Origin of the sequence: Bacteroides sp. 14(A), from assembly GCF_000526555.1 — a bacterium.
GTDB lineage: Bacteria > Bacteroidota > Bacteroidia > Bacteroidales > Bacteroidaceae > Bacteroides > Bacteroides cellulosilyticus.
In genome coordinates this window covers 216076-242961 of record NZ_JAGH01000001.1, presented here as the reverse complement: position 1 = coordinate 242961, position 26886 = coordinate 216076, and the positions used below count along the sequence as shown (strand labels likewise).

21 protein-coding genes and 2 tRNA genes are annotated in these 26886 nt (G+C 43.1%); 12 read left to right on the top strand and 11 right to left on the bottom strand.

The genetic code is table 11. The features are described 5' to 3' along the window. The first annotated feature begins 91 nt into the window (after positions 1-91). Genes K429_RS0100860 through K429_RS0100835 form a run of 5 tightly spaced genes read left to right on the top strand, consistent with a single transcriptional unit; the run spans position 92 to position 10525 of the window. Positions 92-4153 (top strand): hybrid sensor histidine kinase/response regulator transcription factor, encoded by a 4062-nt coding sequence (locus K429_RS0100860; RefSeq protein ID WP_025725741.1) that lies wholly within the window; start codon positions 92-94, stop codon positions 4151-4153. Between the two features lie 57 nt (positions 4154-4210). Then, positions 4211-5650 carry an alpha-L-fucosidase gene (locus K429_RS0100855; RefSeq protein ID WP_025725740.1) on the top strand — a complete coding sequence of 480 codons (1440 nt, stop codon included), beginning with the start codon at positions 4211-4213 and terminating at the stop codon, positions 5648-5650. Between the two features lie 23 nt (positions 5651-5673). Then, positions 5674-6783 (top strand): glycoside hydrolase family 105 protein, encoded by a 1110-nt coding sequence (locus tag K429_RS0100850; protein WP_007210590.1) that lies wholly within the window; start codon positions 5674-5676, stop codon positions 6781-6783. Positions 6784-6839: 56 nt separating this feature from the next. Next, positions 6840-8915: a glycoside hydrolase family 2 protein gene (locus tag K429_RS0100845; RefSeq protein ID WP_369796065.1), complete on the top strand. Its 2076-nt coding sequence runs from the start codon at positions 6840-6842 to the stop codon at positions 8913-8915. A gap of 56 nt (positions 8916-8971) precedes the next feature. Next, positions 8972-10525 (top strand): Gfo/Idh/MocA family protein, encoded by a 1554-nt coding sequence (locus tag K429_RS0100835; protein WP_022209511.1) that lies wholly within the window; start codon positions 8972-8974, stop codon positions 10523-10525. 72 nt (positions 10526-10597) lie between these two features. On the opposite strand, the gene K429_RS0100830 is transcribed toward K429_RS0100835, so the two are convergent. The 11 genes from K429_RS0100830 to prmC all read right to left on the bottom strand — a co-directional run bounded on the left by K429_RS0100830 (position 10598) and on the right by prmC (position 18808). Further along, positions 10598-11047, bottom strand: a complete 450-nt coding sequence (locus K429_RS0100830) for a hypothetical protein (protein WP_007217085.1) — start codon at positions 11045-11047, stop codon at positions 10598-10600. Positions 11048-11052: 5 nt separating this feature from the next. Continuing rightward, on the bottom strand, positions 11053-11697 hold the full coding sequence (locus tag K429_RS0100825; RefSeq protein ID WP_007217084.1) for a hypothetical protein: 645 nt from the start codon (positions 11695-11697) through the stop codon (positions 11053-11055). Between the two features lie 106 nt (positions 11698-11803). After that, positions 11804-13465 carry a beta-N-acetylhexosaminidase gene (locus tag K429_RS0100820; RefSeq protein WP_231501793.1) on the bottom strand — a complete coding sequence of 554 codons (1662 nt, stop codon included), beginning with the start codon at positions 13463-13465 and terminating at the stop codon, positions 11804-11806. A 717-nt stretch (positions 13466-14182) separates the two neighbouring features. Then, positions 14183-14266: transfer RNA gene (locus tag K429_RS0100810), tRNA-Leu, on the bottom strand. A 14-nt stretch (positions 14267-14280) separates the two neighbouring features. Beyond that, positions 14281-14353, bottom strand: a tRNA-Gly gene (locus tag K429_RS0100805). Between the two features lie 84 nt (positions 14354-14437). Next, positions 14438-14887 (bottom strand): hypothetical protein, encoded by a 450-nt coding sequence (locus tag K429_RS0100800; protein ID WP_025725737.1) that lies wholly within the window; start codon positions 14885-14887, stop codon positions 14438-14440. Positions 14888-14899: 12 nt separating this feature from the next. Then, positions 14900-16240, bottom strand: coding sequence for an argininosuccinate lyase (gene argH, locus K429_RS0100795; RefSeq protein ID WP_007217081.1), 1341 nt, complete (start codon positions 16238-16240; stop codon positions 14900-14902). 25 nt (positions 16241-16265) lie between these two features. Continuing rightward, a complete protein-coding gene (locus K429_RS0100790; RefSeq protein ID WP_007210601.1) occupies positions 16266-16676 on the bottom strand; it encodes a polyketide cyclase in 411 nt (136 codons plus the stop codon). A gap of 99 nt (positions 16677-16775) precedes the next feature. Further along, on the bottom strand, positions 16776-17414 hold the full coding sequence (gene pyrE / locus K429_RS0100785) for an orotate phosphoribosyltransferase (RefSeq protein ID WP_007210602.1): 639 nt from the start codon (positions 17412-17414) through the stop codon (positions 16776-16778). Between the two features lie 81 nt (positions 17415-17495). Next, the gene (locus K429_RS0100780; RefSeq protein ID WP_007217080.1) at positions 17496-17975 is read right to left on the bottom strand and encodes a regulatory protein RecX; all 480 of its coding nucleotides are present in this window, start codon (positions 17973-17975) and stop codon (positions 17496-17498) included. Then, a complete protein-coding gene (gene prmC / locus K429_RS0100775; RefSeq protein WP_007210604.1) occupies positions 17972-18808 on the bottom strand; it encodes a peptide chain release factor N(5)-glutamine methyltransferase in 837 nt (278 codons plus the stop codon). Before prmC ends, K429_RS0100780 begins: the two co-directional genes overlap by 4 nt. 116 nt (positions 18809-18924) lie before the next feature. Here prmC and ribD point away from each other — a divergent pair, with 116 nt between their 5' ends. From ribD to K429_RS0100740, 7 genes are all read left to right on the top strand, one after another. Continuing rightward, entirely contained in the window at positions 18925-19971 is a 1047-nt protein-coding gene (gene ribD / locus K429_RS0100770) for a bifunctional diaminohydroxyphosphoribosylaminopyrimidine deaminase/5-amino-6-(5-phosphoribosylamino)uracil reductase RibD (protein WP_044096270.1), read from the top strand. 144 nt (positions 19972-20115) lie between these two features. Then, positions 20116-21468 carry a DUF6242 domain-containing protein gene (locus K429_RS0100765; RefSeq protein ID WP_025725735.1) on the top strand — a complete coding sequence of 451 codons (1353 nt, stop codon included), beginning with the start codon at positions 20116-20118 and terminating at the stop codon, positions 21466-21468. Between the two features lie 55 nt (positions 21469-21523). Continuing rightward, positions 21524-22219 carry a DUF6089 family protein gene (locus tag K429_RS0100760; protein WP_007217076.1) on the top strand — a complete coding sequence of 232 codons (696 nt, stop codon included), beginning with the start codon at positions 21524-21526 and terminating at the stop codon, positions 22217-22219. A gap of 5 nt (positions 22220-22224) precedes the next feature. After that, positions 22225-22959: an isoprenyl transferase gene (locus K429_RS0100755; RefSeq protein ID WP_007217075.1), complete on the top strand. Its 735-nt coding sequence runs from the start codon at positions 22225-22227 to the stop codon at positions 22957-22959. A gap of 28 nt (positions 22960-22987) precedes the next feature. Continuing rightward, a complete protein-coding gene (gene bamA / locus K429_RS0100750) occupies positions 22988-25630 on the top strand; it encodes an outer membrane protein assembly factor BamA (protein WP_007210609.1) in 2643 nt (880 codons plus the stop codon). Between the two features lie 23 nt (positions 25631-25653). Further along, positions 25654-26169, top strand: coding sequence for an OmpH family outer membrane protein (locus K429_RS0100745; RefSeq protein WP_007217074.1), 516 nt, complete (start codon positions 25654-25656; stop codon positions 26167-26169). 133 nt (positions 26170-26302) lie between these two features. Then, entirely contained in the window at positions 26303-26806 is a 504-nt protein-coding gene (locus K429_RS0100740) for an OmpH family outer membrane protein (RefSeq protein WP_025725734.1), read from the top strand. Positions 26807-26886: the final 80 nt, after the last annotated feature.

Genomic DNA, 26886 nt, shown 5'->3' with positions numbered 1-26886 from the left:
TTTTCTTTCTTGCACATTCAAGGTTTTCTTGATAACTTGCCATTATATTTTTCAGAATCCGCCGAATAATCTTTATTCCGATAGTTTATGTATGAAAAGCAAATACCTATTACTCTTTCTGGTCTTCATTTATCAAGCATCAGCTTCCTTTGCCACTGAAAAGTATAAGTTCAGAACCATGTCGCCCGATGGAGGGTTCTACTATGATGGAATAAAGGCGATAGAGCAAGACATAGAAGGTTTTATCTGGGTAATGATGGACTACGAGCTCTACCGTTTTGACGGCTATCACTATAAAAAGTACTATCCTTATTTTGCCTCGATTGCCCCAACAAAAAGATGGATATTCAACAATATAGCATCCGACGCCTCCGGTCATCTATATGTAAATACAAACAACGGACTATACCGTTATAAGCGCATCTCGGATAGGTTTGAGAAAATATATGATGCGGTTTCTCAAGTGAAGGTCGACAAAGCCGACAATGTCTGGATCAGATCTAAAAACAAATGGAGCATATTGGATTCCAATACAGGAGAAGTCAATACGCCTTACTATGACGAGAAAATTCCTGTTTATAGTAATCCAGTTTTCTGCCTCCACAACCAGGACCTATATACATTCATTTATCGGGAAATTTACCGTTACAATTATGCGGAGAGTAGGTTTGTTCTCTGTTTCACGCTCCCCAATACGGGCAGTGGTTATATTCGCTTTGCCCAGACGCATATGGGAAAGTTATGGGTATTTATTGATAAAGATGGATTATATAAGATTGACTTGTCATCTTTCAAGATTGAAGACCATTATAAACCTCTCCCTGAATATGACGACAGCTCATTGCGAGCATTTCATGTGGACAAGAAAGGGAATATTTGGTTAGGAACCATAAACGGATTGTACATACTCAATCCGTCAAGCAGAGAACTATCACTTTATAAACATTCCGGAACAGACCCCTTCAGTCTACCGAACAATTCCATTTGGGAAATCTATGAAGACAGGCAGGACAATGTTTGGATAGGCACCTATTCGGGCACTTTATCTTATGTAAACGTAAATGAAAACCATGCGTTCAGAACTTATCACACCCAGAACAGCGGTCTGAATTATGCTCCGGTAAGCGCGTTCGCCGAGGAGCAGGACTATATCTGGATAGGTACGGAAGGTGGAGGCATTAACCGGATGGATAAAGTCAACGGAGAAATAAGTGGCTTTACACTCCCGAACAACGTTACATCCAAGAATGTAAAATCGCTGGTGATTGACGCCGGACGCAATCTATGGATTTCGACATTCAGGGGCGGACTGGATCTTTATGATTCCAGACAGAATAAGGCAATCAATTACAAACATTCCAAAAAGGATTCCTGTTCCTTGCTGGTAGATGATATCCGAAAGACTGTTCTTGAAGGAGACTCGGGTATGTGGATATCGTATCAGTATCACAAGCCTGAAATATCCTATTTTTCTTTCCACAGCAAGTCGTTCACCCATTTCAGCCTCGATAGCATACACGATTACGCCTACTTGTTCGACATCCTGAGGCAAGGAGAGAAGACACTATGGGCTATCAGCAATGAGGCCCTCTATCAGATGGACACGCACACACGTGCCGTGGAAAAGATCATTCCCAATGATTCCACATACCTAGGACTGTTTACTTTCTGCCTGGACGATTCCGGCAATATCTGGATCGGCACCATCGGCAATGGGCTTATTAAGTTCGACACCAACACCTCGCACTTCATCTCGCTGAAAAATGTATTGCAGCAGGACATCTACTCCATCTACAGCATTTGCTATGACAACGGGAATGTGTGGATGGGAACTGACAACGGTCTGTTTTGCTATAACATAGCCGACAACCAGCTGATGAGATTCGACAAAAGGGAAAATACGCAGGGACAAGTTTACTACCCACTGGCATCCATGAAGGGAAGAGACGGATTATTGTATTTCGGAGGAACAAATGGCTTTACCGTCATCAATCCGAAAAACATCTCGTACAACAGTTACAAGCCCAAAGCCATTATATCAGATTTCTTTATTGACCACCAAGCGGTTCATCCCAACTATACACTCAACGATACACTTAATTGTATTATCCTTGATTATGACCAGGTAAACTTCGGTTTTCAATTTTCTTCCGACAATTATCATATCCCTGAAAAAAACCGCTTCAAATACCGGCTGAAAGGATATAGTGATTCTTGGATCACTACAAATGCACAACAGCGCACAGTCATGTACTCGAAAGTACCTGCCGGTACGTATTACTTTGAAGTCTACGCTGCCAACAATGACGGTATCTGGAGTGACAAGCCCGCGGTGATAAAAGTGATAAGAAAAGTAGCCCCGTGGGTTAGTCTGCCAGCATACTTCCTTTATGTGCTGACGGTAATAGGAATCACTTACCTGATGTATCATCACTATGCCGAGAAGAAAAAACTGGAGATGCTGCTCTACCAAGAAAATATAGAAAAAGACCAAAAGGAGCAAATACATCAGGCACAGCTACGATTCTTTACCAACATATCACATGACTTCCGAACTCCACTATCTCTTATCCTTGCTGCACTGGACAAACTGAGACGTGAAGGATTGAAAGAATATTATTATCGTATATTGAACGGCAACGTGCAACGTTTACTGAATTTGGTAAACGAACTGATGGATTTTAGAACAGTAGAAAACGGTATGATGAAACTGGAATTGCAGCCACTGGACATCAACCGTTTCATAAAAGAAATCGCCAATGACTTCATCGACTATGCACGGCAACGAAATATCGACTTCCAGATACTATGCGACGAAAGCATGCCCACTGACGTTTATATAGACAAAAACATAGTGGAAAAAATTGTCATGAACTTGTTAAACAATGCTTTCAAATATACGCCTGACAGGGGAAGCATTATTTTAGAAACACGCTGCAGGAAAGCTTTTACATCCTTGTATAAGAACAGCTACACCGTAGGCGAAAGCACGAACGATGTCTTTTCTATCATCGTCAGTGATACGGGAGTAGGCATATCCCGAGAGTCCATAAGCAGTGTTTTCGAACGTTTTTATAAGGTAAATACAGTAAACGCCGACTCCCACCTGGGTACGGGAATAGGCCTGGCACTTGTAAAGAGCTTGGTATTGTTACAGAAAGGAACTATCTCCATCCACAGTGAGCGGGAAAAGGGCACGGACATGATTGTATACTTACCGCTTGACAGCAGTATCTTCAACGAAACTGATTTCATGAAACAGAAGGAAACGACACAAGAAACTATCATGGAAATTACAGACAAAGAAGCCCTGCCTGTCGATATTAAAGATATGGGAAGCGAATTCATGCCCGCAAACAAGAAAAAAATATTGATTACCGAAGATAATGATGACTTGAGGGTATTAATCGCCGAATCCCTATCCGATGAATTTCAGGTGATGCAGGCAAGAGATGGTGTTGAAGCGCTGAAGTTGATAGAGGATGTAGATTTTGATTTGGTTATAAGCGATATCATGATGCCTCACAAAGACGGGGTATCTTTGTGCAATGACATCAAGAAAGACATGAATACATCACATATTCCGGTCATTTTACTGACAGCCAAAACTAGTCTTGAAAGCAAGATCGAAGGAGTGGATTCGGGTGCCGACCTTTATTTCGAAAAGCCTATCGATTTGACCTATCTAAAATTGTCCATCCAAAACATATTCAGAAACCAGCAGCAGTTGAAGGAACATTATGCCAAGAATTATTATGCGGACAGCAGCGAGCTCTCTTCCAACGAGCAGGACGGTAAATTTCTAAAACACCTGATTACTTTTATCGAGGCTAATATGGACCAGTCTCAAATGGATGTCAATCAGATTGCCGAGGAATTGTTGATAAGCAGAAGCAAACTTTACACAAAGGTTAAGAGCCTGACCGGAAAGTCTGTTGTAGAATTTGTATTGAATTGTCGGTTACGCAAAGCTGCCAGATTGATTATTGAGGAAAATCTGACCATGAGGGAAGTGATGATGCAAATAGGTATAGAAAGTCAAGCCTATTTTACCAATTCATTTAAGAAAGTATTTGGTGAAACACCTACATCCTTCGCCGCAAAGCACAAAAAGTTGTCCAAAGGCGATTTAGATAAAACAAATGGCAAATAGAGTAAAACAAGGAAAGAAGAATTGCCTTCCTTTGCAAAAACTTATAAATTTAATAACATGAAAAAGATTTTGCAGGTAACCATTTTGTTTTCCTTATTGACTGTCGGTTCGTTTGCTCAAAAGCAACAACAAATATTACCGGCCGATCAGGAAATTCCTTTAAAATACGGTGCCGATCGTTTAGGTAAACGTTCAGATGCAGCTATGAAAAAATTCCGTGACAACAGATTGGGAGCTTTCATACATTGGGGGCTTTACGCCATTCCCGGAGGAGAATGGAACGGAAAAATGTACAATGGAGCAGCCGAGTGGTTGAAGTCGTGGGCCAAAGTTCCTGCAGATGAGTGGTTGAGGCTGATGGACCAATGGAATCCAGAAAAGTTCAATGCCAAAGTTTGGGCAAAGATGGCTCGAAAGATGGGAGTGAAATACGTGAAAATCACAACCAAGCATCATGAAGGTTTCTGTCTGTGGCCAAGTAAGTACAGTAATTATACAGTGGCTCAAACCCCTTATAAGAAAGATATTTTAGGCGAATTGGTAAAGGCCTACAATGATGAAGGTATTGACGTTCATTTCTACTTCTCGGTGATGGACTGGAGTCATCCAGACTACCGATATGACATCAAATCGAAAGATGATGAAGTTGCTTTTGCGCGTTTCCTTGAATTTACGGACAACCAGCTGAAAGAGCTTGCTACCCGTTATCCTACCGTAAAAGACTTCTGGTTTGACGGCACATGGGATGCCAGCATCAAGAAAAATGGCTGGTGGACAGCTCATGCCGAACAAATGTTGAAAGACCTGTTACCGGGCGTAACTATCAACAGTCGACTACGTGCCGATGATTACGGCAAGCGACACTTCGACAGTAACGGACACTTGATGGGAGATTATGAGTCAGGGTATGAGCGCCGCCTACCCGATCCAGTGAAAGACTTGAAAGTAACCCGCTGGGATTGGGAAGCATGTATGACCTTGCCCGAAAATCAATGGGGATATCACAAAGATTGGTCGTTGAGCTATGTGAAAACTCCCTTGGAAGTACTGGAACGCATAGTGCATGCCGTTTCAATGGGAGGAAACATGGTTGTGAACTTCGGACCGCAAGCCGACGGTGACTTCCGCCGGGAAGAAAAAGAAATGGCTGATACCATTGGCAAATGGATGCAACAATATGGCGAATGCATCTACGGATGTGATTACGCCGGTTGGGACAAACAACCCTGGGGATACTATACCCACAAGGGAAAAGAGGTATATATGATTGTCTTCAATCCTCCTTATTCCAAACACTTGGTGGTTAAAACCCCAAAGGGTACAAAAATTCTGAAAGCAACTGTGACAAACGGGAAAGAGGTGGCAGTGACAGAAACCGCCCGCAATGAATACAATGTGGATATGCCCGCAAAAGCCCCCGAAGGTCCCTTTGTCATCAAACTACAGATAGAGGAAAACGTAAGTTCCGCTGATAAATACCGTGATGCTTTGACTTGATTCTTATTTAATCTGATTATGTTATGAAAAGGCTTTCTCTTTTTATTTATTTCTTCCTGATAACGGTCCTGCAAGCTGCCGCACAGCAAAGCTTTGACAAGACTGCCGTAAAATCTGTCATGAAACGCGTGGCTGACTGGCAGATTGCCAATCCCAACAAAGGAGCAGAGCACGATGATTTAGACTGGACGCATGCAGCCCTGTACATGGGTATGTTGGACTGGGCAGAGCTAACAGAAAAAGAAGACAGCGACGATTCTTATTATCAGTGGTTGCTCCGTATCGGACAACGTAATCACTTCCAGATAGGTAAATGGATGTATCATGCTGATTTTATTGCCGTCGGACAGCCCTTTATCGACCTTTACTTGAAATATGGCAATAAGAAGATGATCGCTCCCGTCATGGCACGAGCCAACTGGGTAGTAGAAAATCCGGCTGAAACTACTTTGGAACTGGATTACGGCAAACTCGAAACTCTGGACCGATGGTCCTGGTGCGACGCATTGTTTATGGCTCCCCCCGTATATGCCAAACTATATGCGTTGACCAAGGACAAAAGGTATCTGGATTTCCTGAACAAGGAATACAAGGCCACTTATAATTATTTGTATGATAAAGAAGAGCATTTATTCTACCGTGACCATCGATATTTTGCCAAACGCGAAGCTAATGGTAAGAAAGTGTTTTGGGGACGTGGCAACGGTTGGGTGTTAGGAGGACTGGTCGAAATCCTTCAAGCTCTTCCTAAAGATGAATCCTCACGCACGTTTTATCAGGACTTATTTGTGGCATTGGCCACCCGTGTAGCCAGCCTGCAGAGTGCTGATGGATATTGGCATGCCAGCCTGCTCGATCCAGCGTCTTACCCATCGCCCGAAACAAGTGCAACCGGTTTTATCGTTTATGCACTTGCCTATGGCGTAAACGAAGGGGTGCTGGACAAAGCCACTTTTATGCCAACCATCGAAAAGGGATGGAAAGCCTTATTAGATGCGGTCGAACCAGATGGTAAGTTAGGCTACGTACAACCCATCGGAGCTGATCCGCGTAAAGTGACGCGGGACATGACCGAAGTATATGGGACAGGGGCATTCCTGCTGTCCGGGTGTCAGATTTATAAGATGAAGTAAAATAAGTTAGATCTATCATGAAGAATTATACATTGTTTTTGTGGATTGCTTTGCTAATGTTAGGTATATCCGGTACGATAGGTGCACGTGAGGTAGCATCCTTCAACGACGGTTGGGAATTCAAGAAAGGTCCGTTTTCCAAAGAAGCGTTGCAGGCTGTACAGAAATGGAATTCAGACTGGCAGGAGGTATCCATCCCACATACTTGGAATGCGGACGACATGCAAAAGCAAGCCTCCGCTTTCTATGAAGGTGTAGGCTACTACCGCAAAAAGTTCACTTTCCCCGAAAATATGGAAGGCAAGCGCATCTTTCTACGCTTCGAGGGTGTAGGTTCTTATGCCGAAGTATATATCAATGGCTATCTGGCAGGAACACACAAAGGAGCTTACTCTGCTTTTGCATGCGAGATCAGCTCGCAAGTGAAGTTCGGCAAGGAAAACGAAATTATAGTAAAGGCAGACAACTCTTCACGTCCCGATGTTATCCCCACGAACCACATTTTGTTCGGTGTTTATGGAGGTATTTACCGCCCCGTATGGCTGGTTGTTACGGAAACTTGCAGCATCATTGCAAACGACTGTGCCTCTCCGGGAGTGTATATTACCCAGAAAAATGTTTCAAAGAAGTCAGCCGAAGTGACTGTAAAAGTAAAGGTGGACAATGCAACCTTAGCTCCCGTCCCACTGGAACTAGAGAATGCAATATACGACAGGAACGGCAAATTGGTAAAGAAACATAGTCAGAACTTCGAACTTACTCCACAAGGAGTGCAGAACTATTCCTCACACTTCCGACTGAACAATCCCCATTTATGGCAAGGACGTGAAGACCCATATCTGTATAAAGTCGTTTCACGTCTCATGCAGAATGGACGCGTGATAGACGAAGTTATTCAGCCCCTGGGGATTCGCAAGTATGAAATCGTGGCAGGCAAAGGATTCTTCCTCAATGGAAAGAAGTACCCCATGCTGGGGGTAACCCGCCATCAAGACTGGTGGGGACTGGGTAGCGCCCTCACCAATAAAGAGCACGACTTCGACTTGGAACAAATTATGGATATCGGTGCAACCACCGTCCGCTTTGCACATTACCAGCAGTCTGACTACATCTATTCACGCTGCGACACGCTGGGATTGGTAATCTGGGCAGAGATCCCCTTCGTGAACCGAGTCAGCGGCCAAGAGTGGGACAATGCCCACCAACAGATGCGCGAACTTATCCGTCAAAGCTTTAATCATCCCTCCATCTATGTATGGGGAATCCATAATGAAGTGTATCATCCGCATGGTTATACCGCCGCACTTACCCAATCCATTCACGACCTCTGCAAACTGGAGGATCCAGACCGCTACACGGTTGCGGTAAATGGTTACGGTCATGCCGATCACCCCGTCAACCAAAATGCGGATATACAGGGCATGAACCGTTACTTCGGTTGGTACGAACGGAAGATACAAGACATCAAGCCATGGATAGAGAAAATGGAAAAAGAATATCCTTGGCAACGCCTGATGCTGACAGAATATGGTGCAGACGCCAATATAGAACATCAGACGGAAATATTGGGCGATGCACTGAATTGGACAAGCCCTTTCTATCCGGAAACATTTCAAACTAAAACCCACGAATACCAATGGAGCATCATTGCCCAGCATCCTTACATCATTGCTTCTTACCTGTGGAATATGTTCGACTTTGCAGTGCCAACATCAAAAAGAGGCAGTGTAGACGCCCGCAACATGAAAGGCATGATGACTTTCGATCGTAGAATCAAGAAAGATTCTTATTTCTGGTATAAGGCGAACTGGAGCAAGGAACCGGTTCTTTACCTGACACAGCGCCGGAATGCAGTGCGCGAGAAAAAAGAGACTTCCATTACAGTGTATTCCAATATCGGTACCCCCAAGGTGTATCTGAACGGGAAAGAATTGACCGGAGTGCGGAAAGGTTATACTGATGTACATTATATATTCGACAAGGTAGTGCTGGACGATGGCAAGAATGTACTGAAAGCATCCCTTCTCCATCAAGGAAAAGAATATACAGACGAAATAGAATGGAATTATAACGGAGAGTGCAACCGGGAAGCTGATTTCCTGGAGCATAAGAAAGAGCATGGTAGTTGGTAATTCCATAAAGAAAGAAATTATTATTATTACTGATAACATTAAATTAGGATTGAAGTATGAAGACTTTTAAGACCTTGCTGTTGGGACTTTGCATCGTGATGTGTGCATGCTCGACACAAACTCCCCGGCAAACCAATGAGTACGGCACTAATTGGCAGTGGGAAAACGGGACCATCGTAATAGAAACTCCCGAGCGTCCCGCCGGCCAAAAAAGCGTGTTGGGACTGACTGTCCCGAAGATGGAAGTAGTACGCGTAGGATTCGTAGGACTGGGCATGCGCGGTCCCGGTGCGGTGGAACGTTTCACGCATATACCGGGTACACAAGTCGTGGCACTTTGTGATTATGAGCAGTCGCGCGCAGAGAGATGTCAGAAATACCTAAAGAAAGCATCCATGCCCAAAGCTGCCATCTATTCGGGAGAGAAAGGGTACGAAGAACTTTGTAAACGAGACGATATAGACTTGGTTTATATCGCTGCCGATTGGCTACATCACTTTCCCGTAGCCAAATACGCTTTGGAAAATGGCAAACATGTAGCGATCGAAGTACCTTCAGCAATGAATCTCCAGCAATGTTGGGACTTGATTAATATGAGCGAAAAGTATCGTAAGCACTGCATGATTCTAGAAAACTGCTGTTATGACTGGTTTGAAATGAACACGCTGAACATGGCACAGCAAGGGGTATTCGGTGAAGTAATTCGCGCACAAGGTGCCTACATTCACAACCTAAGCCCATTTTGGAATCATTATTGGAAGAACGGTGAGAATGACAAGCTGGGTTGGCGCTTGGACTACAACATGAGACATCGCGGGGATGTATATGCCACTCACGGTCTGGGTCCAGTAGCACAAGCGCTCGACATTCACCGTGGAGATCGCATGAAGACACTAGTGGCTATGGATACCAAGTCAGCCATAGGTAAAGCACTGGTAGAAGAAAGAGCTGATTCCACTTGTAATAACTTCCGCAATGGCGACCATACTACCACTCTGATTCGTACCGAAAACGGTAAAGTTATAGAAATCCAACATAATGTAATGACTCCGCAACCTTACAATCGCTTGTATCAACTTACGGGTACTAAAGGCTTTGCCAATAAATATCCGATCAGCGGTTATGCTCTTGATGCTAAACAGTTGACAGCTTCCGGAGTACAGCCCAAGATTGATGATTTAAATTCACATAGTTTCTTGCCTAAGAGTGAGATGGAAACTCTTGTAGCCAAGTACCAGCATCCGATATTGAAGAAATATGGTGAAATGGCTAAGGAAGTAGGGGGACATGGTGGCATGGATTTCATTATGGACTGCCGTCTAGTTTATTGCTTACAAAATGGTTTGCCATTGGATATGGATGTATACGATCTAGCAGAGTGGTGTTGTCTTGCCGAACTCGGAACACTCTCTATGGATAACAACTGTGCCGCCGTAGCATTTCCTGACTTTACCCGTGGAGAGTGGAATGTTGTAAAAGGTTACAAACACGCTTATGCAAGTCCTGAAGAAGAAAAAGCCGTAGCCGAGAAAGCAGCAGCTTTCACAGCCAAACTGAAGGAACAAGGAGAAAAAGAATGGGGAGAAACTGAGAATCAAGAAGCAAAATAGCAATATAGCTGAGAAAACGAAGTGAAAAGATATCGCCCCTTCTATTTCCGAAGGGGCGTTTTTTTATTCATCTTAATATACCGCTTCACCTCCTTCGGGCTTCTCACGATATTTTATATCAAAACGTCCTTCCTTGATACTTCCACCACTGAATGTACCACTAATAATGGTTCCATCCATACGGGTAATATAAGCTTCGCCATCGCCTAAATCTCCTTCATCAAGAACGGCATCTGTATAAGTACAAGTAGTACCCTGACGAGGATTCACAAGTACCAAATGCAAACTACTGAAGACACCGACTGCGGCATCAATCTCAACATAATGATTCTCTTCATCGTCAGAAAGACGAACTGAGGGTGTCCCATACCGTCCACTGGCATATACCCAGCCGTCAATCAGACAGCCTAACGTATTTGCACCCGTAGTCGTAGCCTCCGGCATCAGTGTCGGATCAACAGTTTTGTCTTCATCACAAGCACAACAACAAACCAACAGGAATAGAAATAACAGTTTTTTCATAACGCCTAAAAATGATAGTTTAAACCGAAAAGTAAGGATAACTGTCCGAAATAACCGCTACCGGCTCTCGGACTCTCCACATCCCACTCCACATTATGATACTTCACCGAATAAGACTCGGAACTGGATGCCAGCCAGTTCACCCTGGCAGAAGCTCCCCAATGACTTGACAGAAAATACTCACCCGAGAGAGACAAGTTACCTGCAAACTTACTCATGGTAACTTTTCGAGGTTTATCATATACTGTACTCTTATCACGATAAAGTTGATATCCGATTCCACCGGAGAATTGAAGTTGATAATGCTTTTGCACCATAGTCAAGGCTACCTGAGGAGCCATATAATGCATATATATCTTATCTGCCCCAGTATCATGTGTGTTCTTATACGCACTTCCCTGATACAGGAATCCCAGCCCGAACTTCAGTTCCCTACCCGTAATCTGTCCAAGGTAGTTGACATCCCAGGCTACACCTTTTCGTAAGTCACTGCGATAGGTATCTGCCCTATCAGTAATTCCCACAAAGCGCCCCAGGTACCATGACGGTCCGGCATGAACGGAAAATGATGATCTTTTATCACCTGCACTTTGAGCGTATAAAGAGGCGCTTAATAACACCCCGACAAAGAAAGAAAGCAAGTATCTCATAATGATTTGTATAGCGTCTTTTCCTTATAAATACTCAAAAATCGAAAGTACTGCATTCGGATAATAACTATTTTTAATCAAAGTTATAAATCCGCATCTTCTTCAGCTACCTTTTCCGCTCTATATCCTGTGTACGAAAGAATGCCTCCGAATACCGGGCTCCCCAAAGTTCATAGCGTTCAAATTGCATTTCTACTTTACGGGTAAAGTTTATCCAGTCTTTCTTCTCTAACGGCGACCATACATTCTCAGCCAGTGCCGACATCCGCGGGAAGATGGCAAACTCAGCCTTCCAGGTTGTAGGAATATATTCCGTCCAAAGGCACCCTTGTGCACCCCATACAAGTTCTTGTTGCTCCGTAGTCAACGAATCGGGCACAATCTGAAATTCATAGACCTTCTCCAATGACAACGGGCCACGAGGACCTATTTCCGACTGGATACGACTTTCCTTCAGATTGAAATACGACCAGGCAGAACAGGTAAATATAGTACGATGATTGGTCCGCACTGCCTTTTTTCCAAATTCAGGCCGACGCCAGTTCATTACAATACAATCTTCAGAAATACCTCCTTCAAGGATCTCATCCCAACCAATCAACGTTTTACCTTTCGCGTTTACCACCTTCTGCACATAATGGATGAAATAGCTTTGCAATGCCTTTTCGTCTTTCAACTCATGTTCACGCATAAACTGTTGCGTCTCTTCGGATTCCTGCCACCAGCGCTTGGCACACTCGTCGCCACCCACATGAATATATTGACCGGGAAAGAGGTCGCATAATTCAGAAAACACATCTTTCAGGAAGTCAAAGACTTCAGGTTTTGGTGCCAGTACATTATTGAATTTATTGAAGATCCCCCACGTCAATGCTGCCTTTTTAGGTTCATTCGGCGTAGTACTGAACTGTGGATAAGTGGCAAGTACTGCCATACAATGCCCGGGAATATCTATCTCAGGAATCACTGTGATATGACGTTCAGCAGCATAACGTACAATTTCGTGTACATCTTCATGGGTATAATAACCGCCGTAAGGTAACGGTTGATACTTTCCAGGATAAAGTCCGAAAATCTCTCCCTTGCGGATAGAACCTTTCTCCGTCAGTTCCGGGCGGCATTTCATCTCAACACGCCAAGCCTGATCATCTGTCAGATGCCAATGAAAATAGTTGAGTTTATGAAGCGCAAGGTAATCAATATACTTTTTGATGAAATCTACGGGAAAGAAATGACGTACCACATCCAAATGCATACCACGATAAGGGAAACGCGGATAATCGATAATTTTCAGAGTCGGAAGGATAGGCAACACACCCGCACGGGTGGGCAATAATTGTATAAGCGTCTGAACACCATAGAAGACACCCGCCTCATCATTTCCTTCAATACGTACACCACCTACAGGGGTAATCTCCAACTGATAACCTCCTGGAATTTCTCCATTCTTTTGATTTTTCAGAATGATACAAGGTTGGTCACCCGGCTTCGAAAGTATTGTTTCTACAGCAGACGAAAGTTTCTTTCGGGATTTACCTGATTTTGGGAGCTCCACTTGCAAGGGGATACCGAGATAGCGCTCCATATAATCAGCCAGATAGGTAGCCGAAGGTGCCAACGTTGGTTCTGACATACGAATGACCGTATTACGTTGAATCAAATACTCTCCCTGTCCGGTTACAGTTATCTCCACCGGTTCGGGAATAATGCTAAAAGTTTTCTCCTGTGCCTGCCCGGCAAGCGCAGTTGCAGCGAAGGTTGCAGCCATAATTTTCTTTAAGTACATAGATGATGATGTATATTATATTGCAAATATAACCCTTTTGCAGAAAGATGTTTAAGATTTCCAATCTCTTTTTGACGAAAAAAGAAAGTACAACATTGAACACATACCACACAAGTGTTTAATGTATACCATACAAGTATTTCATATCTGTAACACAAGTGACTTATTTGTAGGATACAAGTATTACATAAGTACCTTAATTAATAAGCCTTCCGTCCATATAGCAAGGTGATAAATCAATATTGAAAGAGTATAATTTAATATTATAGAGGCAAACAACTCATTTGCATCGTGAAAATAAAACTGAAAGAATAGCATCCTTCATTTTTCTCACTACACCCTTCCACCCGCTAAGGCCGATGAATAAGGAAGTGTAGAAGTGTGGAAGGGAATTAAGTTTTCATTGTTTTAAGTCAATAAATTAAAGAAGTACTAAAACTTATGCACTATAACCTCACCTACTCCTAGGATCTCATATAAAAGTACTATTGAGTTTTTGACTTGTAACACAACACATTAATAGTAGCTTTCATACATTTTCCAGTTTAACTCTTGGTTTACACGAACCGCATAATTCGTAGGAAATGTGACTTAATTTAATGCTAAAGGAAAGTTTTTACGTTGATCCGAAAGTTCTTCTTTAGAAAATGAGGAAAACAAAAAGCTCCATAAATCATTGATTTATGGAGCTTTAATCAGTACTCGAAGCGGGACTTGAACCCGCACAGCCGCAATGGCCAAAGGATTTTAAGTCCTTCGTGTCTACCATTCCACCATTCGAGCATCCTATAAAGGAGAGCGGAAAACGAGACTCGAACTCGCGACCCTAACCTTGGCAAGGTTATGCTCTACCAACTGAGCTATTTCCGCAGGTCTTTTTTGTAGAACGGGTGCAAAGATAAGGAGTTTCCCCGTTACAGCCAAATTTTTTACATGGAAAATGTTACAGTTTTATTAGTTCCTCACTTGCAAAGAAGTGCCGGACACGGTGACTTTATAATGTTTCAGATACTCTGTACCTTCCCCCGTAGGAAATCCGCCACTACTCAAATTATATTGGGTATGGCATTTAGGACATTCTGCCGTCCCCAATCCATCTTCCCTGACCTCCACCGAAACATTACGACTAGCCTCCACCGGACAAGCTGCATCATAAGCAACATAAGTATTCCCCTCTGAGAAAACACTCTGCCCGATAATCAATCCCGCATAGCCCACCGGCAGTCCATTTACATTCTTCTCTATCTTCAGAAACTGACCGGGAGTCGTAATCTTATAATAAGGAGACTGTGAAAGACTACATGAAAAATTAAAGGTAACGGAAGGAATGCTCGATTCGTAGGAATCACCACAACTGGTGACACACAACCAAAGCATTCCTATGACTATACAGAGTTTCCGCATACAATATCGTATTTATCGACCAAGCAAAGCTTTTTCAGCTACTTCCATTCCATGAAAATTGAAACCATCTACCACTTCCTGCATCAGCGCCGAGATTTCATCGTTACAGAGATTACCGATACTTCCCTCATGTGTGTGATGCACTTGCTTGCTGTGTGAGAAGTTTCCGGCTTCAATGTCCAATCCCACTTTCTTATAAGCATCCCGGAAAGGCATACCTTCACGTGCCAAGCGGTTCACTTCTTCCACACTGAAAATAAGCAGGTATTTGTCATCGTCGAGGATATGTTCGTTCACCTTTATTTCATTCATGATATAGGTAGTCATCTGCAAACAGTCTTTCAATTCTTGGAAAGCAGGCAAAAAGACTTCCTTAATAATCTGCAAATCCCGGAAATAGCCGGACGGCAAATTATTGGCAATCATCATAATCTGTTGTGGCAATGATTGCAGTTTATTGCACTTGGCACGCGTCAATTCAAAGACATCCGGGTTCTTCTTATGGGGCATAATGCTGGAACCTGTCGTGCAATCATCAGGCAGCTTCACGAAACCGAAGTTCTGACTGTTGAACATACAAGCATCAAAAGCCAGTTTGGAGATAGTTCCGGCAATACTCGCCAAAGCAAAAGCTACATTACGTTCCATCTTGCCACGCCCCATCTGGGCATAAACAACATTATAGTTTAAAGAGTCAAAGCCCAACAAACGTGTTGTCATCGTACGATTCAATGGGAATGAAGAACCATACCCGGCAGCCGAACCCAAAGGATTACGATTACACATCTTGAATGCTGCCTGCAAAAAGAGCATATCATCCACCAGACTCTCGGCATAAGCGCCAAACCACAATCCGAAAGAAGACGGCATAGCTATCTGCAAATGAGTATAACCCGGCATCAGCACATCTTTAAAACGCTCACTCTGGCGTATCAGCACATGAAACAGTTGTTCTACGGCTCCAGCAATCTCCTTAATCTGCGCACGCGTGAAAAGTTTCAGATCGAGCAACACCTGATCGTTACGCGAACGACCACTATGTATCTTCTTACCTATATCACCCAATTTACGCGTCAGCATCAATTCCACCTGCGAGTGTACATCTTCCACTCCTTCTTCTATCACAAACTCCCCTTTCTCGGCAGCCGCATAGATATTTTTCAGTTCTTCAAGCAAAAGAGCCAGCTCTTCCTTCGTCAGCAGACCAATACTTTCGAGCATGGTGATGTGAGCCATAGAACCTACCACATCATGTTTAGCCAGATAAAGGTCCATCTCGCGATCACGTCCCACCGTGAAGCGTTCTATATCCTTATTTACTTGAACGGATTTCTCCCAAAGTTTCTGAGCCATTTATTTAGTGATTAACAGTTAGTGATTAATAAGGTATTATCGACAGCATATCCGCCATCTTTTCCAACCCTTCTTGCAAAGGTTTCTGAACCATACCTTTCATGAAAGGATTCAGTTCCAAGCCAATGGTCAATTTCAGTTTACATTCTGTTTCTGTTACCGGAACAATCTGTATCCACAAATTGAAGGGCAGTGGTGAAGTAGTTGTGGCAAACTTAATACACTTGCATGGTTCTTTTTCTACTATGCTCAGCGCTATTTTACCCACAGGAGCTACTTCTATCATCATACTCTCCGAGTCAAAGCTCAAATTCTTAACTTTATCCTCCGGCAAGCTGTCTTTAAACTTCTCCAGATTATTCAAATCAGAAAGTTTCTCATAAACAGCCTCCTGTGAGGCAGGTATAGTTTTTACACTACTTTCAAATTTTGTCATATTTTGATTCTCTTTAAAAGACAAAAAAAGAACTATCCGGACAGAAACTATCCGAATGGCCCTTTTATCATATTAATTATTTTATAGTATAAACCGCCGTTACTTTCCAGCATCCCAATGTGCAGGGTCCTTACGCCATTCGTTCAGCGTTGCAATATCATCTTCTTCGATGTAACCCGTACGAAGTGCAACATCCAGAACCGCTTCATAATTCGTCAGCGTCACCAAAGGAACTTTGGCATCCTTGAATGCTTTTTCTGCAACCGGGAAACCATAGGTATAAGCTGCAACCATACCGATTACTTCACATCCGTCGCGACGAATAGCTTCTACGGCCTTCAAGCTACTTCCACCTGTAGAAATCAAATCTTCAACCACCACAACTTTCATACCCGGGCGAAGCTCTCCTTCGATCAGGTTTTCCAATCCATGGTCTTTCGGGGTAGAACGTACATACACAAACGGCAAATTCAGCGCATCGGCAACCAAAGCTCCCTGAGGGATAGCGCCTGTTGCTACGCCGGCAATTGCATCCACCTGCCCGAAACGTTCCAATATCAAACGGGTAATCTCAATCTTTACAAAATTACGCAAAGAAGGATAAGAAAGTGTTTTGCGGTTATCACAGTAAAAGGGAGATTTCCATCCGGAAGCCCATGTAAAGGGATTTGCCGGTTGTAGTTTAATCGCTTTTATCTTCAGCAACTTCTCTGCGAATAGTTTTTCTAAAGTTCTCATAACTAAATTAGCTATTTATAGTAAATATGGCACAAAAATACAGAAACAGAACGAGAATAAAAAAAAGAATAAAGAGATTTTTCACTCAAAGTCGTCATTTTCGTCAGAAAGTTGTATACAATGACGAATATCTTTCATTTCAAAACCCCGACTCAGGGCAAAACGCATCAATTTTCCATTCAGTTCATACTCATTCTCCGCATGTATACTTTTCCTTTTTGCAGTCAGCAAACTATCTAAAATAGACAAGTATTCTTCTTCATCTATTTCATTCAAAAACTGCCGGCATGTATTATAAGAAATTTTCTTCAGTTGCAGTGCTTGGGCAATTTTCACTTTCCCCCATTTAGCAAAGCGATATTTATCATTCACAAAGGCACGACAGAAGCGCTCTTCATCAATATATTTTTCATCTACCAGCCGCTTGAGAATGCGGTCAATGACATCATAGGGCAATCCCCAACGCTGTAGTTTTTCAGAAATCTCAGCACGGCAATGTTCCGCTGTAGAGCAATAGGCAGCTACTTTATTCAGCGCCTCTGTTTCAGTAATATTCGTCATTTTTCGGCTATTACAAATCGATCATTATGAGATATGTCCTTTTGGAGTCTGACCGCGCGATATCCTGTTTCACACAACATCGCTACAGTATCCTTTCCAAAAGCACGGTTAATTTCAAAATAAAGTTTTCCACCGGACGTAAGCATCTCAAGTCCCAGCACGGCTATGCGACGATAAAAACGCAAAGGATCTGTATCGGGCACAAACAATGCCAACGAAGGCTCCCAGTCCAGCACATTGTGTTCCATCTCCTGTTTCTCAGCTTCAGTAACATAAGGCGGATTGCTCACAATTACATCATAACAGTCCGCCACACAAGGTTCATAAGTTAACACATCGCGCTGTTCGAACCGTACAGATGCCTGCAAAGCCTTACTATTAGCAGCAGCAATAGATAAAGCTTCTCCCGATACATCCCAAGCGGTGACTTGCGACTCCGGTAATTCTTTCGCCAAAGAAATGGCGATACAACCGCTACCTGTCCCAACGTCTAAAACACGAGAAACGGGAGAAAGTTCTTTCAACATCATCTCTACCAGTTCCTCGGTTTCCGGACGGGGAATAAGCACACCCGGAGTCACGCGAAAAGTTCTTCCCAAGAAGCGGGCTTCCCCTAAAATATATTGTATCGGTTCAAAATTATGTAAACGGGCAAGAATGCTTTCCAATTCCTGTTCCTCTTTTACAGATAAAATTATATCTTTGCCCAGATAATAATCCACAGTTTGCTGCCCCAATATCTCGCAACAGATAATCCGGGACAGGTTTCCGGCTTCGCGGGGATCATAACGGCCCTGCAATTTCCGGCGAATGTAAGAGGCGGTAATGTTCATAATGGATATTTAGCGGATTCTTCACCTGTTCGGCTTCCCGGTCAGACCGATCTCCGTCCGTATCCTACTGCGAAGAATCCATTTTGGGGTGCAAAAGTAAGAATTATCATAGAAAAATGGCACACATAGAAGAAGAAAAATACATGCGCCGCTGTATACAATTGGCGCAAAACGGACTTTGCAACACCGCTCCCAACCCGATGGTAGGTGCGGTAATCGTATGCGACGGGAAAATCATCGGTGAGGGCTATCATGTACGTTGCGGAAAAGCACACGCTGAAGTCAATGCTATTCGTTCCGTAAAAGAGACCTCATTACTAAAGCGTTCCACCATCTATGTAAGTCTGGAGCCCTGCTCTCATCACGGGAAAACTCCCCCCTGTGCAGATTTGATTATTGAAAAACAAATCCCCCGTATCGTCATCGGCTGCCAGGACCCTTTTTCCAAGGTTGCCGGACGGGGCATACAGAAGCTGAGAGATGCCGGACGAGAAGTAATCGTAGGAGTACTGGAAGACGAATGTCGACACCTAATCAAAAGATTCATAACCTTTCACACCTTGCACCGCCCATATATCACACTGAAATGGGCAGAATCCGCAGACGGGTTTATTGACTTATGCCGGACCGAGGGTAATCCTGTGATTCTATCCACTCCCTTAACCTCCATGCTGGTACATAAAAAGAGAGCGGAACATTCTGCCATTCTTGTAGGCACACGTACTGCTAAACTGGACAATCCATCTTTAAATGTACGCAACTGGTATGGGCGCCCTCCCATACGTCTCGTCATCGACCGGAAACAGAGTCTGTCTCCTACCCTTCATTTGTTTGACGGAAGTGTACTGACACTCGTCTTTACCGAACACTTTCATGACGCTCTGCCCAACGTGGAATATCTCCCGATAGATTTCCAACAGGACATATTGCCTCAGATCATGCAGATATTGTATGAGCGTGGTATTCAATCTCTGTTGGTGGAGGGCGGAAGCACCTTACTACAATCTTTCATCGATGCGGGGCTTTGGGATGAAGCATATGTTGAAGAAAGCCCCAGATCACTGATATCCGGTGTTAAAGCTCCTGAAATGAACGATAAAATTAGTTATGCCAGTGAGCAATCTTTCGGCAGAAGTATACGGCATTATACAGCAACGAAATAGTCCGAATTACCTCATTTTGATGCTTTTTTATCGAGAAAAACAGGGGTATTATCTATAATTTTATATAAAACTTCCCCGGGATGCTGATTATAGAAAAAAATGTTCCTATTTTTGCAACTTGTAAATAAACACTATCTTTAGAAAATGAGAATAAAGTTTTTATCCGTAATACTGAGTTTTCTTCTTATGTCAATTGCCATAAGTTCGTGTCTTGACTCAGATGAAAATTATGAATATAGTTCCGACGCGACGATACGTGCCTTTGGTATTGATAGTATAACAAAAGGCGTATATTATAAGTTTACAATTGACCAGTTGAAAAGAGAAATTTATAATGTAGACTCGCTTCCTATGGGTGCTGATTCCATCATAAAACGTATCTTAATCGACACACTGACGGTAACAGGATGGGTAACTTCTGGTCTGAATGACACTGTATTCAACATGAACGACTCAGTTGACCTGAGAGAACCGATCAAACTAAAAGTACATGCAGCCGACGGAATCACTACCCGCGAATATACTATCAAGGTAAATGTTCACACACAGGATCCGGACTCACTGATTTGGAGAGAAATGCCTTCACTTCCGGCTTCTCCGGCTTCCGGTAAGCAAAGATCTGTCGTTTTGAATGAAGATTTATTAGTCTACACCTCTACGACAACAGCATATCGCACTTCCGTATCAAATCCAGCAAGCATACAGTGGGGAAACCTGATTACAATCAGCGGTCTTCCTTCAGATGCCGAATTGACCTCTATCATTAATTTCGATAACCAATTATACACCACTGTAGGGGGAAAAGCATTCTACTCCGATAATGGTATAAATTGGAAAGAAATGGATACGCAGGGAATGTACATGGTAACATTCTTAGCAGGTATTCCTGCAGATGAGGTAACAGGAAGTGAAAATATGCTTACCGGTATCTTTGCAAAAGATGGAAAGAATTTCTTCTGTGCAAAAAGCGCCGGAGAAACAACTTGGAAAGAAGGCGAAGAAGTTCCCTCTGATTTCCCTTTAAAAGAAATATATTCTACTGTATTCACGAATGCAAGTGGTATCAAACAAACAGTAGTAGTAGGCAATGTTGAAGAAACGGTTGAAGCTACAATACCTTGGTTTTCAAAGGACGGACTTGTTTGGGCCGATATGAGTACCCCGACAGACTTTTCTTGCCCAGCTATGAAGAATCCAGCAATCATGTATTATGGAAGCCAATTCCACATGATGGGTGGAGAGTTTAAAACCATCTATTCTTCCCTTGCAGGCATTGCATGGAATGAATCTGCTGATAAATTCAGATATGCATCAGAAAAAGTTATCATTAAGGGAGACGAAGACGAGGAAGAAACAATTGAATATGAGAGCTTATTCGAAGGTAAGGGAGATTATTCTCTGGCTATTGATAAGAACCATTATATTTGGATTGTATGGAATCAAGACGGTTCTGTTTGGCGTGGACGTCTAAACAAACTGGGATTCAAGCAACAATAATAAAATAGTCAAATTTCCGTTTCCTTATATAGTTAAGGAGTAACAAGAAAACGGTATGACTATTACAAGAAATATAAAGATAGTATTTTGCCTGCTCATGTTCCCATTCTGTTGTGCCATGGCACAGGAAGAATATACTTGGGAGATGGGAGGAGTCATTGGAGGAAGTTTTTATATGGGAGATGCAAATAGCAGCACCCCATTTAAAGACACAGGTATAGCGGGAGGTTTTATAGCCCGGTATTTACTGAATCCACACATGGCAATAAAAGGCAATCTGACAGCCGGCAGGATTTCCGGTGACACGAGAGATTTCAAAAATGTGTATCCGAATGGAGAGTATGCCACTTTCAAACGGACTATAATCGATTTGGGAGCACAGTTTGAATATAACTTTTTGGGATATGGTATCGGTAATACGTACCGGGGTGACCGTCGATTTACACCTTATATATTAGGTGGATTGGGTTTTACGTTTGCACCAAAGCCTGTAAAAACGGTCTTTACGATGAACATCCCCATAGGAGTGGGAATAAAATTCAAAGCAACCCCACGCATCAATATAGGATGCGAGTTTACGATGCGGTTCAGCCTTAGCGACCAGTTGGATGTTACTCAACGGGAAGGTTTGCAACTGGAAGACCCATACCAGATAAAAGGAAAAGGTTGGAAGAATAAAGACAGTTATGCATTTACCGTCTTTTTCGTCACCTACGACCTCTTCCCAAGATGTAAGGAATGTAACAACTAAAAAAGATGCAATATAAAGAACAAATTGATTTGAGCCGGATACCCCAGCATGTGGCGATTATCATGGATGGCAACGGACGATGGGCGAAGCAGCGCGGACACGAGCGCAGCTACGGACATCAGGTCGGTGCAGAAACCGTCCATGTAATAGCCGAAGAGGCAGCCAGACTGGGCATCAGATATCTGACCCTATATACGTTCTCAACCGAAAACTGGAATCGCCCGACAGATGAAGTGGCAGCCTTGATGAGCCTTCTTTTCGACTCCATCGAAGAGGACACGTTCATGAAGAATAACATCAGTTTCCGGATCATCGGAGATATAGAAAAGTTACCCGCAAATGTACAGACACGTTTATACAATTGCGTAGAAAATACTTCTAAGAATACAGGTATGTGCCTGGTACTTGCACTCAGCTACTCTTCACGTTGGGAAATCACAGAAGCCAGCCGGCAAATTGCCGCTTTGGTGCAGAAAGGAGAATTGACGCCCGAACAGATCGACTGCGATTTAATGTCAAAGCACCTGACTACCCACTTCATGCCTGACCCCGACTTGCTGATACGCACCGGTGGAGAAATCCGTCTGAGTAATTACCTTCTTTGGCAATGCGCGTATTCGGAACTTTATTTTTGTGAAACCTATTGGCCCGATTTTCGGGAAGAGGAACTTTGCAAAGCCATTTGCGACTACCAGAGACGGGAACGCAGATTCGGCAAAACCAGTGAACAAATCAGTTAAACTCAAACATATTTAATCAAAAACATAAATGCACTATCGTATTTTCTCTATACTCACAGCGTTTATCTGCCTCTTCGGTTGTGTACTGACAAGTGCGGCTCAAGATGCCAATGGCACCGATAATGATGCAGCAAAACCGGTTATTCTCTATTCGGGAACACCCAAGAAGTATGAAATTGCAGAAATTAAAGTAGAAGGAGTTAAGAACTATGAGGACTATGTACTGATCGGACTATCCGGTTTGTCTGTAGGACAAACGATTACCATACCGGGTGACGAAGTCACTCAGGCTTGTAAGCGTTACTGGAAGCATGGTCTGTTCTCCAATGTTCAAATCACCGCAGATAAGATAGAAGGCGATAAGGTCTGGCTTACGATTCATCTGACTCAGCGTCCGCGTGTATCCGATATCCGCTATCACGGCGTGAAGAAGTCAGAGCGCGAGGATATAGAAAGCCGGATCGGTATGATTAAGGGCGGACAGGTGACCCCGAATGTCATTGACCGCGCCAAAACTTTGATTAAGCGCTACTTTGATGATAAAGGCTTTAAGAATGCAGAAGTTATCATCTCGCAGAAAGACGATGTATCCAACGATAACCAGGTGATCGTGGATATCGACATCGACAAAAAGGAGAAGGTAAAAGTACACGAAATCACCATCGTTGGCAATGAAGCGATTGCAACTAAGAAGTTGAAACGCATCATGAAGAAGACCAACGAAAAGAATAAATTGCTCAATCTGTTCCGTACCAAGAAGTTCGTGGAAGAAAACTTCGAGGCAGACAAGCAGTTGATCATCGATAAGTACAACGAATTAGGCTATCGCGATGCTATGATCGTAGAAGATAGCATCAAACCGTACGATGACCGCACCGTAGACATCTTCATGAAGATTGATGAAGGAGAAAAATATTATCTGCGTAATGTAACGTGGGTAGGTAACACCTTGTATCCTTCCGAACAGTTGAACTTTATGCTTCGCATGAAGAAAGGTGATGTATACAACCAGAAATTACTGGAAGAACGTACCATGTCAGACGAAGATGCTATCGGTAACCTCTACTATAACAACGGCTATTTGTTCTACAGCCTCGAACCCGTAGAAGTAAATATCGTAGGAGACTCCATCGACCTGGAAATGCGTATTTACGAAGGCCGTCAGGCTACCATTAATAAGATCAGCATCAATGGTAACGACCGTTTGTACGAAAACGTAGTACGCCGTGAACTCCGTACCCGTCCGGGTGACCTGTTCAGCCGTGAAGACCTGATGCGTTCTATGCGTGAAATCCAGCAGATGGGACACTTTGACCCGGAACAAATCAAACCGGATATTCAGCCAAGACCAGAAGACGGAACTGTAGATATAGGTTACGATCTGGTATCCAAAGCTAACGACCAGGTGGAATTCTCTGCCGGGTGGGGACAAACCGGTATCATCGGTAAGTTGAGTTTGAAGTTCACTAACTTCTCGCTGGCCAACTTGTTGCATCCGGGTGAAAACTACCGTGGTATCCTGCCGCAGGGTGATGGCCAGACCTTGACCGTCAGCGGACAGACTAATGCCAAGTATTACCAATCCTATAGCATTTCATTCTATGACCCGTGGTTCGGTGGTAAACGTCCGAACGCATTCTCTCTGTCGGCCTTCTATTCCGTACAGACAGATATCAGTAGCCGCTACTACAACTCGGCATATATGAATAGCTACTACAACAGTATGTATAGTGGTATGTACGGTTATGGTATGTATAACTACGGTAACTACAACAGCTATGAGAACTATTACGACCCCGACAAGTCTATCAAGATGTTCGGTGTAGCAGCTATGTTCGGTAAACGTTTGAAATGGCCGGATGACTACTTCCAGTTTACCGCTGAGTTATCTTACCAACGCTATATCCTGAGCGACTGGCAGTACTTCCCCGTTACAAACGGTAAGTGTAACAACCTTAGTATCAACCTGACATTGTCTCGTAGTTCTATTGACAATCCGATCTATCCCCGTTCCGGTTCAGAGTTCTCATTGTCAGTACAGTTAACTCCGCCGTACTCACTGTTTGATGGAACTGACTACAGCAAGTACAGTACTACCAGCCAGGACGACATGAACAAGATGCACAAATGGATTGAATATCACAAATGGAAATTCAAATCCAAGGTGTACATCCCGTTGATGGACCCGGTAGCAGTTAAACGTACTCCGGTATTGATGGGCCGTGTTGAATTCGGTTTGCTGGGACACTACAACAAGTATAAGAAGTCTCCGTTCGAAACATTCGATGTAGGTGGTGACGGTATGACCGGTTACTCCAGCTACGCAACGGAAAGCATTGCCCTTCGTGGTTATGAAAACAGTTCATTGACTCCTTACGGTTACGAAGGTTATGCTTATACCCGTCTCGGACTTGAGTTAAGATATCCGCTGATGCTGGAAACAAGTACCAGTATTTATGCGTTAGGTTTTGTAGAAGCCGGTAATGCATGGCATGATGTGAAGAATTTCAATCCATTCGAATTGAAACGTTCCGCAGGTGTCGGTGTCCGTATCTTCCTGCCGATGATCGGTATGATGGGTATTGACTGGGCTTATGGTTTCGATAAAATACGTGGTTCCTCAGATTACGGTGGCAGTCAATTCCACTTTATCTTAGGACAAGAATTCTAATTGTATCACAAAAACCAAACGTTATGAGAAAGTCTGTTTTATTAATGATCTTGCTGTTTGCCGTAGGTATGACAGCCAGCGCACAAAAGTTTGCCTTGATCGATATGGAGTATATCCTGAAGAACATTCCGGCTTACGAACGTGCTAACGAACAGTTGAACCAGGTTTCCAAGAAATGGCAGAGTGAAGTAGAGAAAGTTGCCGAGGAAGCCAAAACCTTATACAAGAACTATCAATCGGAAGCCGTCTTTCTTTCAGAAGAACAAAAGGGAAAGAAAGAGGAAGCGATTGTCGCTAAGGAGAAAGAAGCCGCTGAACTGCGCCGCACTTATTTTGGTCCTGAAGGAGAATTATTCAAGAAACGTGAAAGTCTGATGCAACCTATTCAGGATGAAATTTATAATGCGGTTAAAGAAATATCGGAGCAGAAAGGATATTCGGTAGTTGTAGACCGTGCATCCGCAACAAGCATTATTTTTGCTTCTCCGCGTATTGATATCAGCAATGAAGTGCTTGCTAAGTTAGGATATTCAAATTAATTTCATACATTTGCTTCGCGAATATAGCCGCACTTCAGCATTAAAAATAAGCAAGCTTATTTTGTTTTGCGTTCAGTTTGCACTATATTTGCATTTATTCAACGACTAATTATTAAAATAAACAATAAACATTATGCTTAAAAAAATCGCACTACTCGTGGTACTGTTCGCTCTTCCTTTGGGAGCGATGGCACAAAAATTTGCTCACATGAACTCTCAGGAGGTTATTGTTGTTATGCCGGAATATACTAAGGCACAAGCTGATCTGGAAGCTATGTCAAAGAAGTATACTCAAGAAATGGAACGCACTCAATCAGAATTCAACAAGAAAGTGCAAGAATTCCAACAGCAAGCTGACTCTCTGCCGAGAAATATAGCAGAAAGACGCCAGAAAGAATTGCAAGAGATGGCTCAAAGACAAGAAGAATTCCAACAGGAAGCATATCAAAGCATGCAGAAAGCACAGCAAGATGCATTGGCTCCCATCTATAAAAAATTGGATGACGCCATCCAGGCTGTAGGCAAAGCAGAAGGCGCAATCTATATCTTTGATTTAGCTCGCACACCAATACCTTATGTAGGTGCAGAGAGTGTAGATGTTACTTCTAAAGTTAAAACCCAACTGGGAATTAAGTAAAGACATATCTTATTTAAAGATAGAAAAAGGCGTGGACTGCAAACAGTTCACGCCTTTTTCTATCTTTAAATAAGATAAGC

Coding starts and splice junctions, on each gene's coding strand:
- K429_RS0100860 (WP_025725741.1), top strand. CDS start 92: ATGAAAAGCAAATACCTATTACTCTTTCTGGTCTTCATTTATCAAGCA.
- K429_RS0100855 (WP_025725740.1), top strand. CDS start 4,211: ATGAAAAAGATTTTGCAGGTAACCATTTTGTTTTCCTTATTGACTGTC.
- K429_RS0100850 (WP_007210590.1), top strand. CDS start 5,674: ATGAAAAGGCTTTCTCTTTTTATTTATTTCTTCCTGATAACGGTCCTG.
- K429_RS0100845 (WP_369796065.1), top strand. CDS start 6,840: ATGTTAGGTATATCCGGTACGATAGGTGCACGTGAGGTAGCATCCTTC.
- K429_RS0100835 (WP_022209511.1), top strand. CDS start 8,972: ATGAAGACTTTTAAGACCTTGCTGTTGGGACTTTGCATCGTGATGTGT.
- K429_RS0100830 (WP_007217085.1), bottom strand. CDS start 11,047: ATGAAAAAACTGTTATTTCTATTCCTGTTGGTTTGTTGTTGTGCTTGT.
- K429_RS0100825 (WP_007217084.1), bottom strand. CDS start 11,697: ATGAGATACTTGCTTTCTTTCTTTGTCGGGGTGTTATTAAGCGCCTCT.
- K429_RS0100820 (WP_231501793.1), bottom strand. CDS start 13,465: ATGGCTGCAACCTTCGCTGCAACTGCGCTTGCCGGGCAGGCACAGGAG.
- K429_RS0100800 (WP_025725737.1), bottom strand. CDS start 14,887: ATGCGGAAACTCTGTATAGTCATAGGAATGCTTTGGTTGTGTGTCACC.
- argH (WP_007217081.1), bottom strand. CDS start 16,240: ATGGCTCAGAAACTTTGGGAGAAATCCGTTCAAGTAAATAAGGATATA.
- K429_RS0100790 (WP_007210601.1), bottom strand. CDS start 16,676: ATGACAAAATTTGAAAGTAGTGTAAAAACTATACCTGCCTCACAGGAG.
- pyrE (WP_007210602.1), bottom strand. CDS start 17,414: ATGAGAACTTTAGAAAAACTATTCGCAGAGAAGTTGCTGAAGATAAAA.
- K429_RS0100780 (WP_007217080.1), bottom strand. CDS start 17,975: ATGACGAATATTACTGAAACAGAGGCGCTGAATAAAGTAGCTGCCTAT.
- prmC (WP_007210604.1), bottom strand. CDS start 18,808: ATGAACATTACCGCCTCTTACATTCGCCGGAAATTGCAGGGCCGTTAT.
- ribD (WP_044096270.1), top strand. CDS start 18,925: ATGGCACACATAGAAGAAGAAAAATACATGCGCCGCTGTATACAATTG.
- K429_RS0100765 (WP_025725735.1), top strand. CDS start 20,116: ATGAGAATAAAGTTTTTATCCGTAATACTGAGTTTTCTTCTTATGTCA.
- K429_RS0100760 (WP_007217076.1), top strand. CDS start 21,524: ATGACTATTACAAGAAATATAAAGATAGTATTTTGCCTGCTCATGTTC.
- K429_RS0100755 (WP_007217075.1), top strand. CDS start 22,225: ATGCAATATAAAGAACAAATTGATTTGAGCCGGATACCCCAGCATGTG.
- bamA (WP_007210609.1), top strand. CDS start 22,988: ATGCACTATCGTATTTTCTCTATACTCACAGCGTTTATCTGCCTCTTC.
- K429_RS0100745 (WP_007217074.1), top strand. CDS start 25,654: ATGAGAAAGTCTGTTTTATTAATGATCTTGCTGTTTGCCGTAGGTATG.
- K429_RS0100740 (WP_025725734.1), top strand. CDS start 26,303: ATGCTTAAAAAAATCGCACTACTCGTGGTACTGTTCGCTCTTCCTTTG.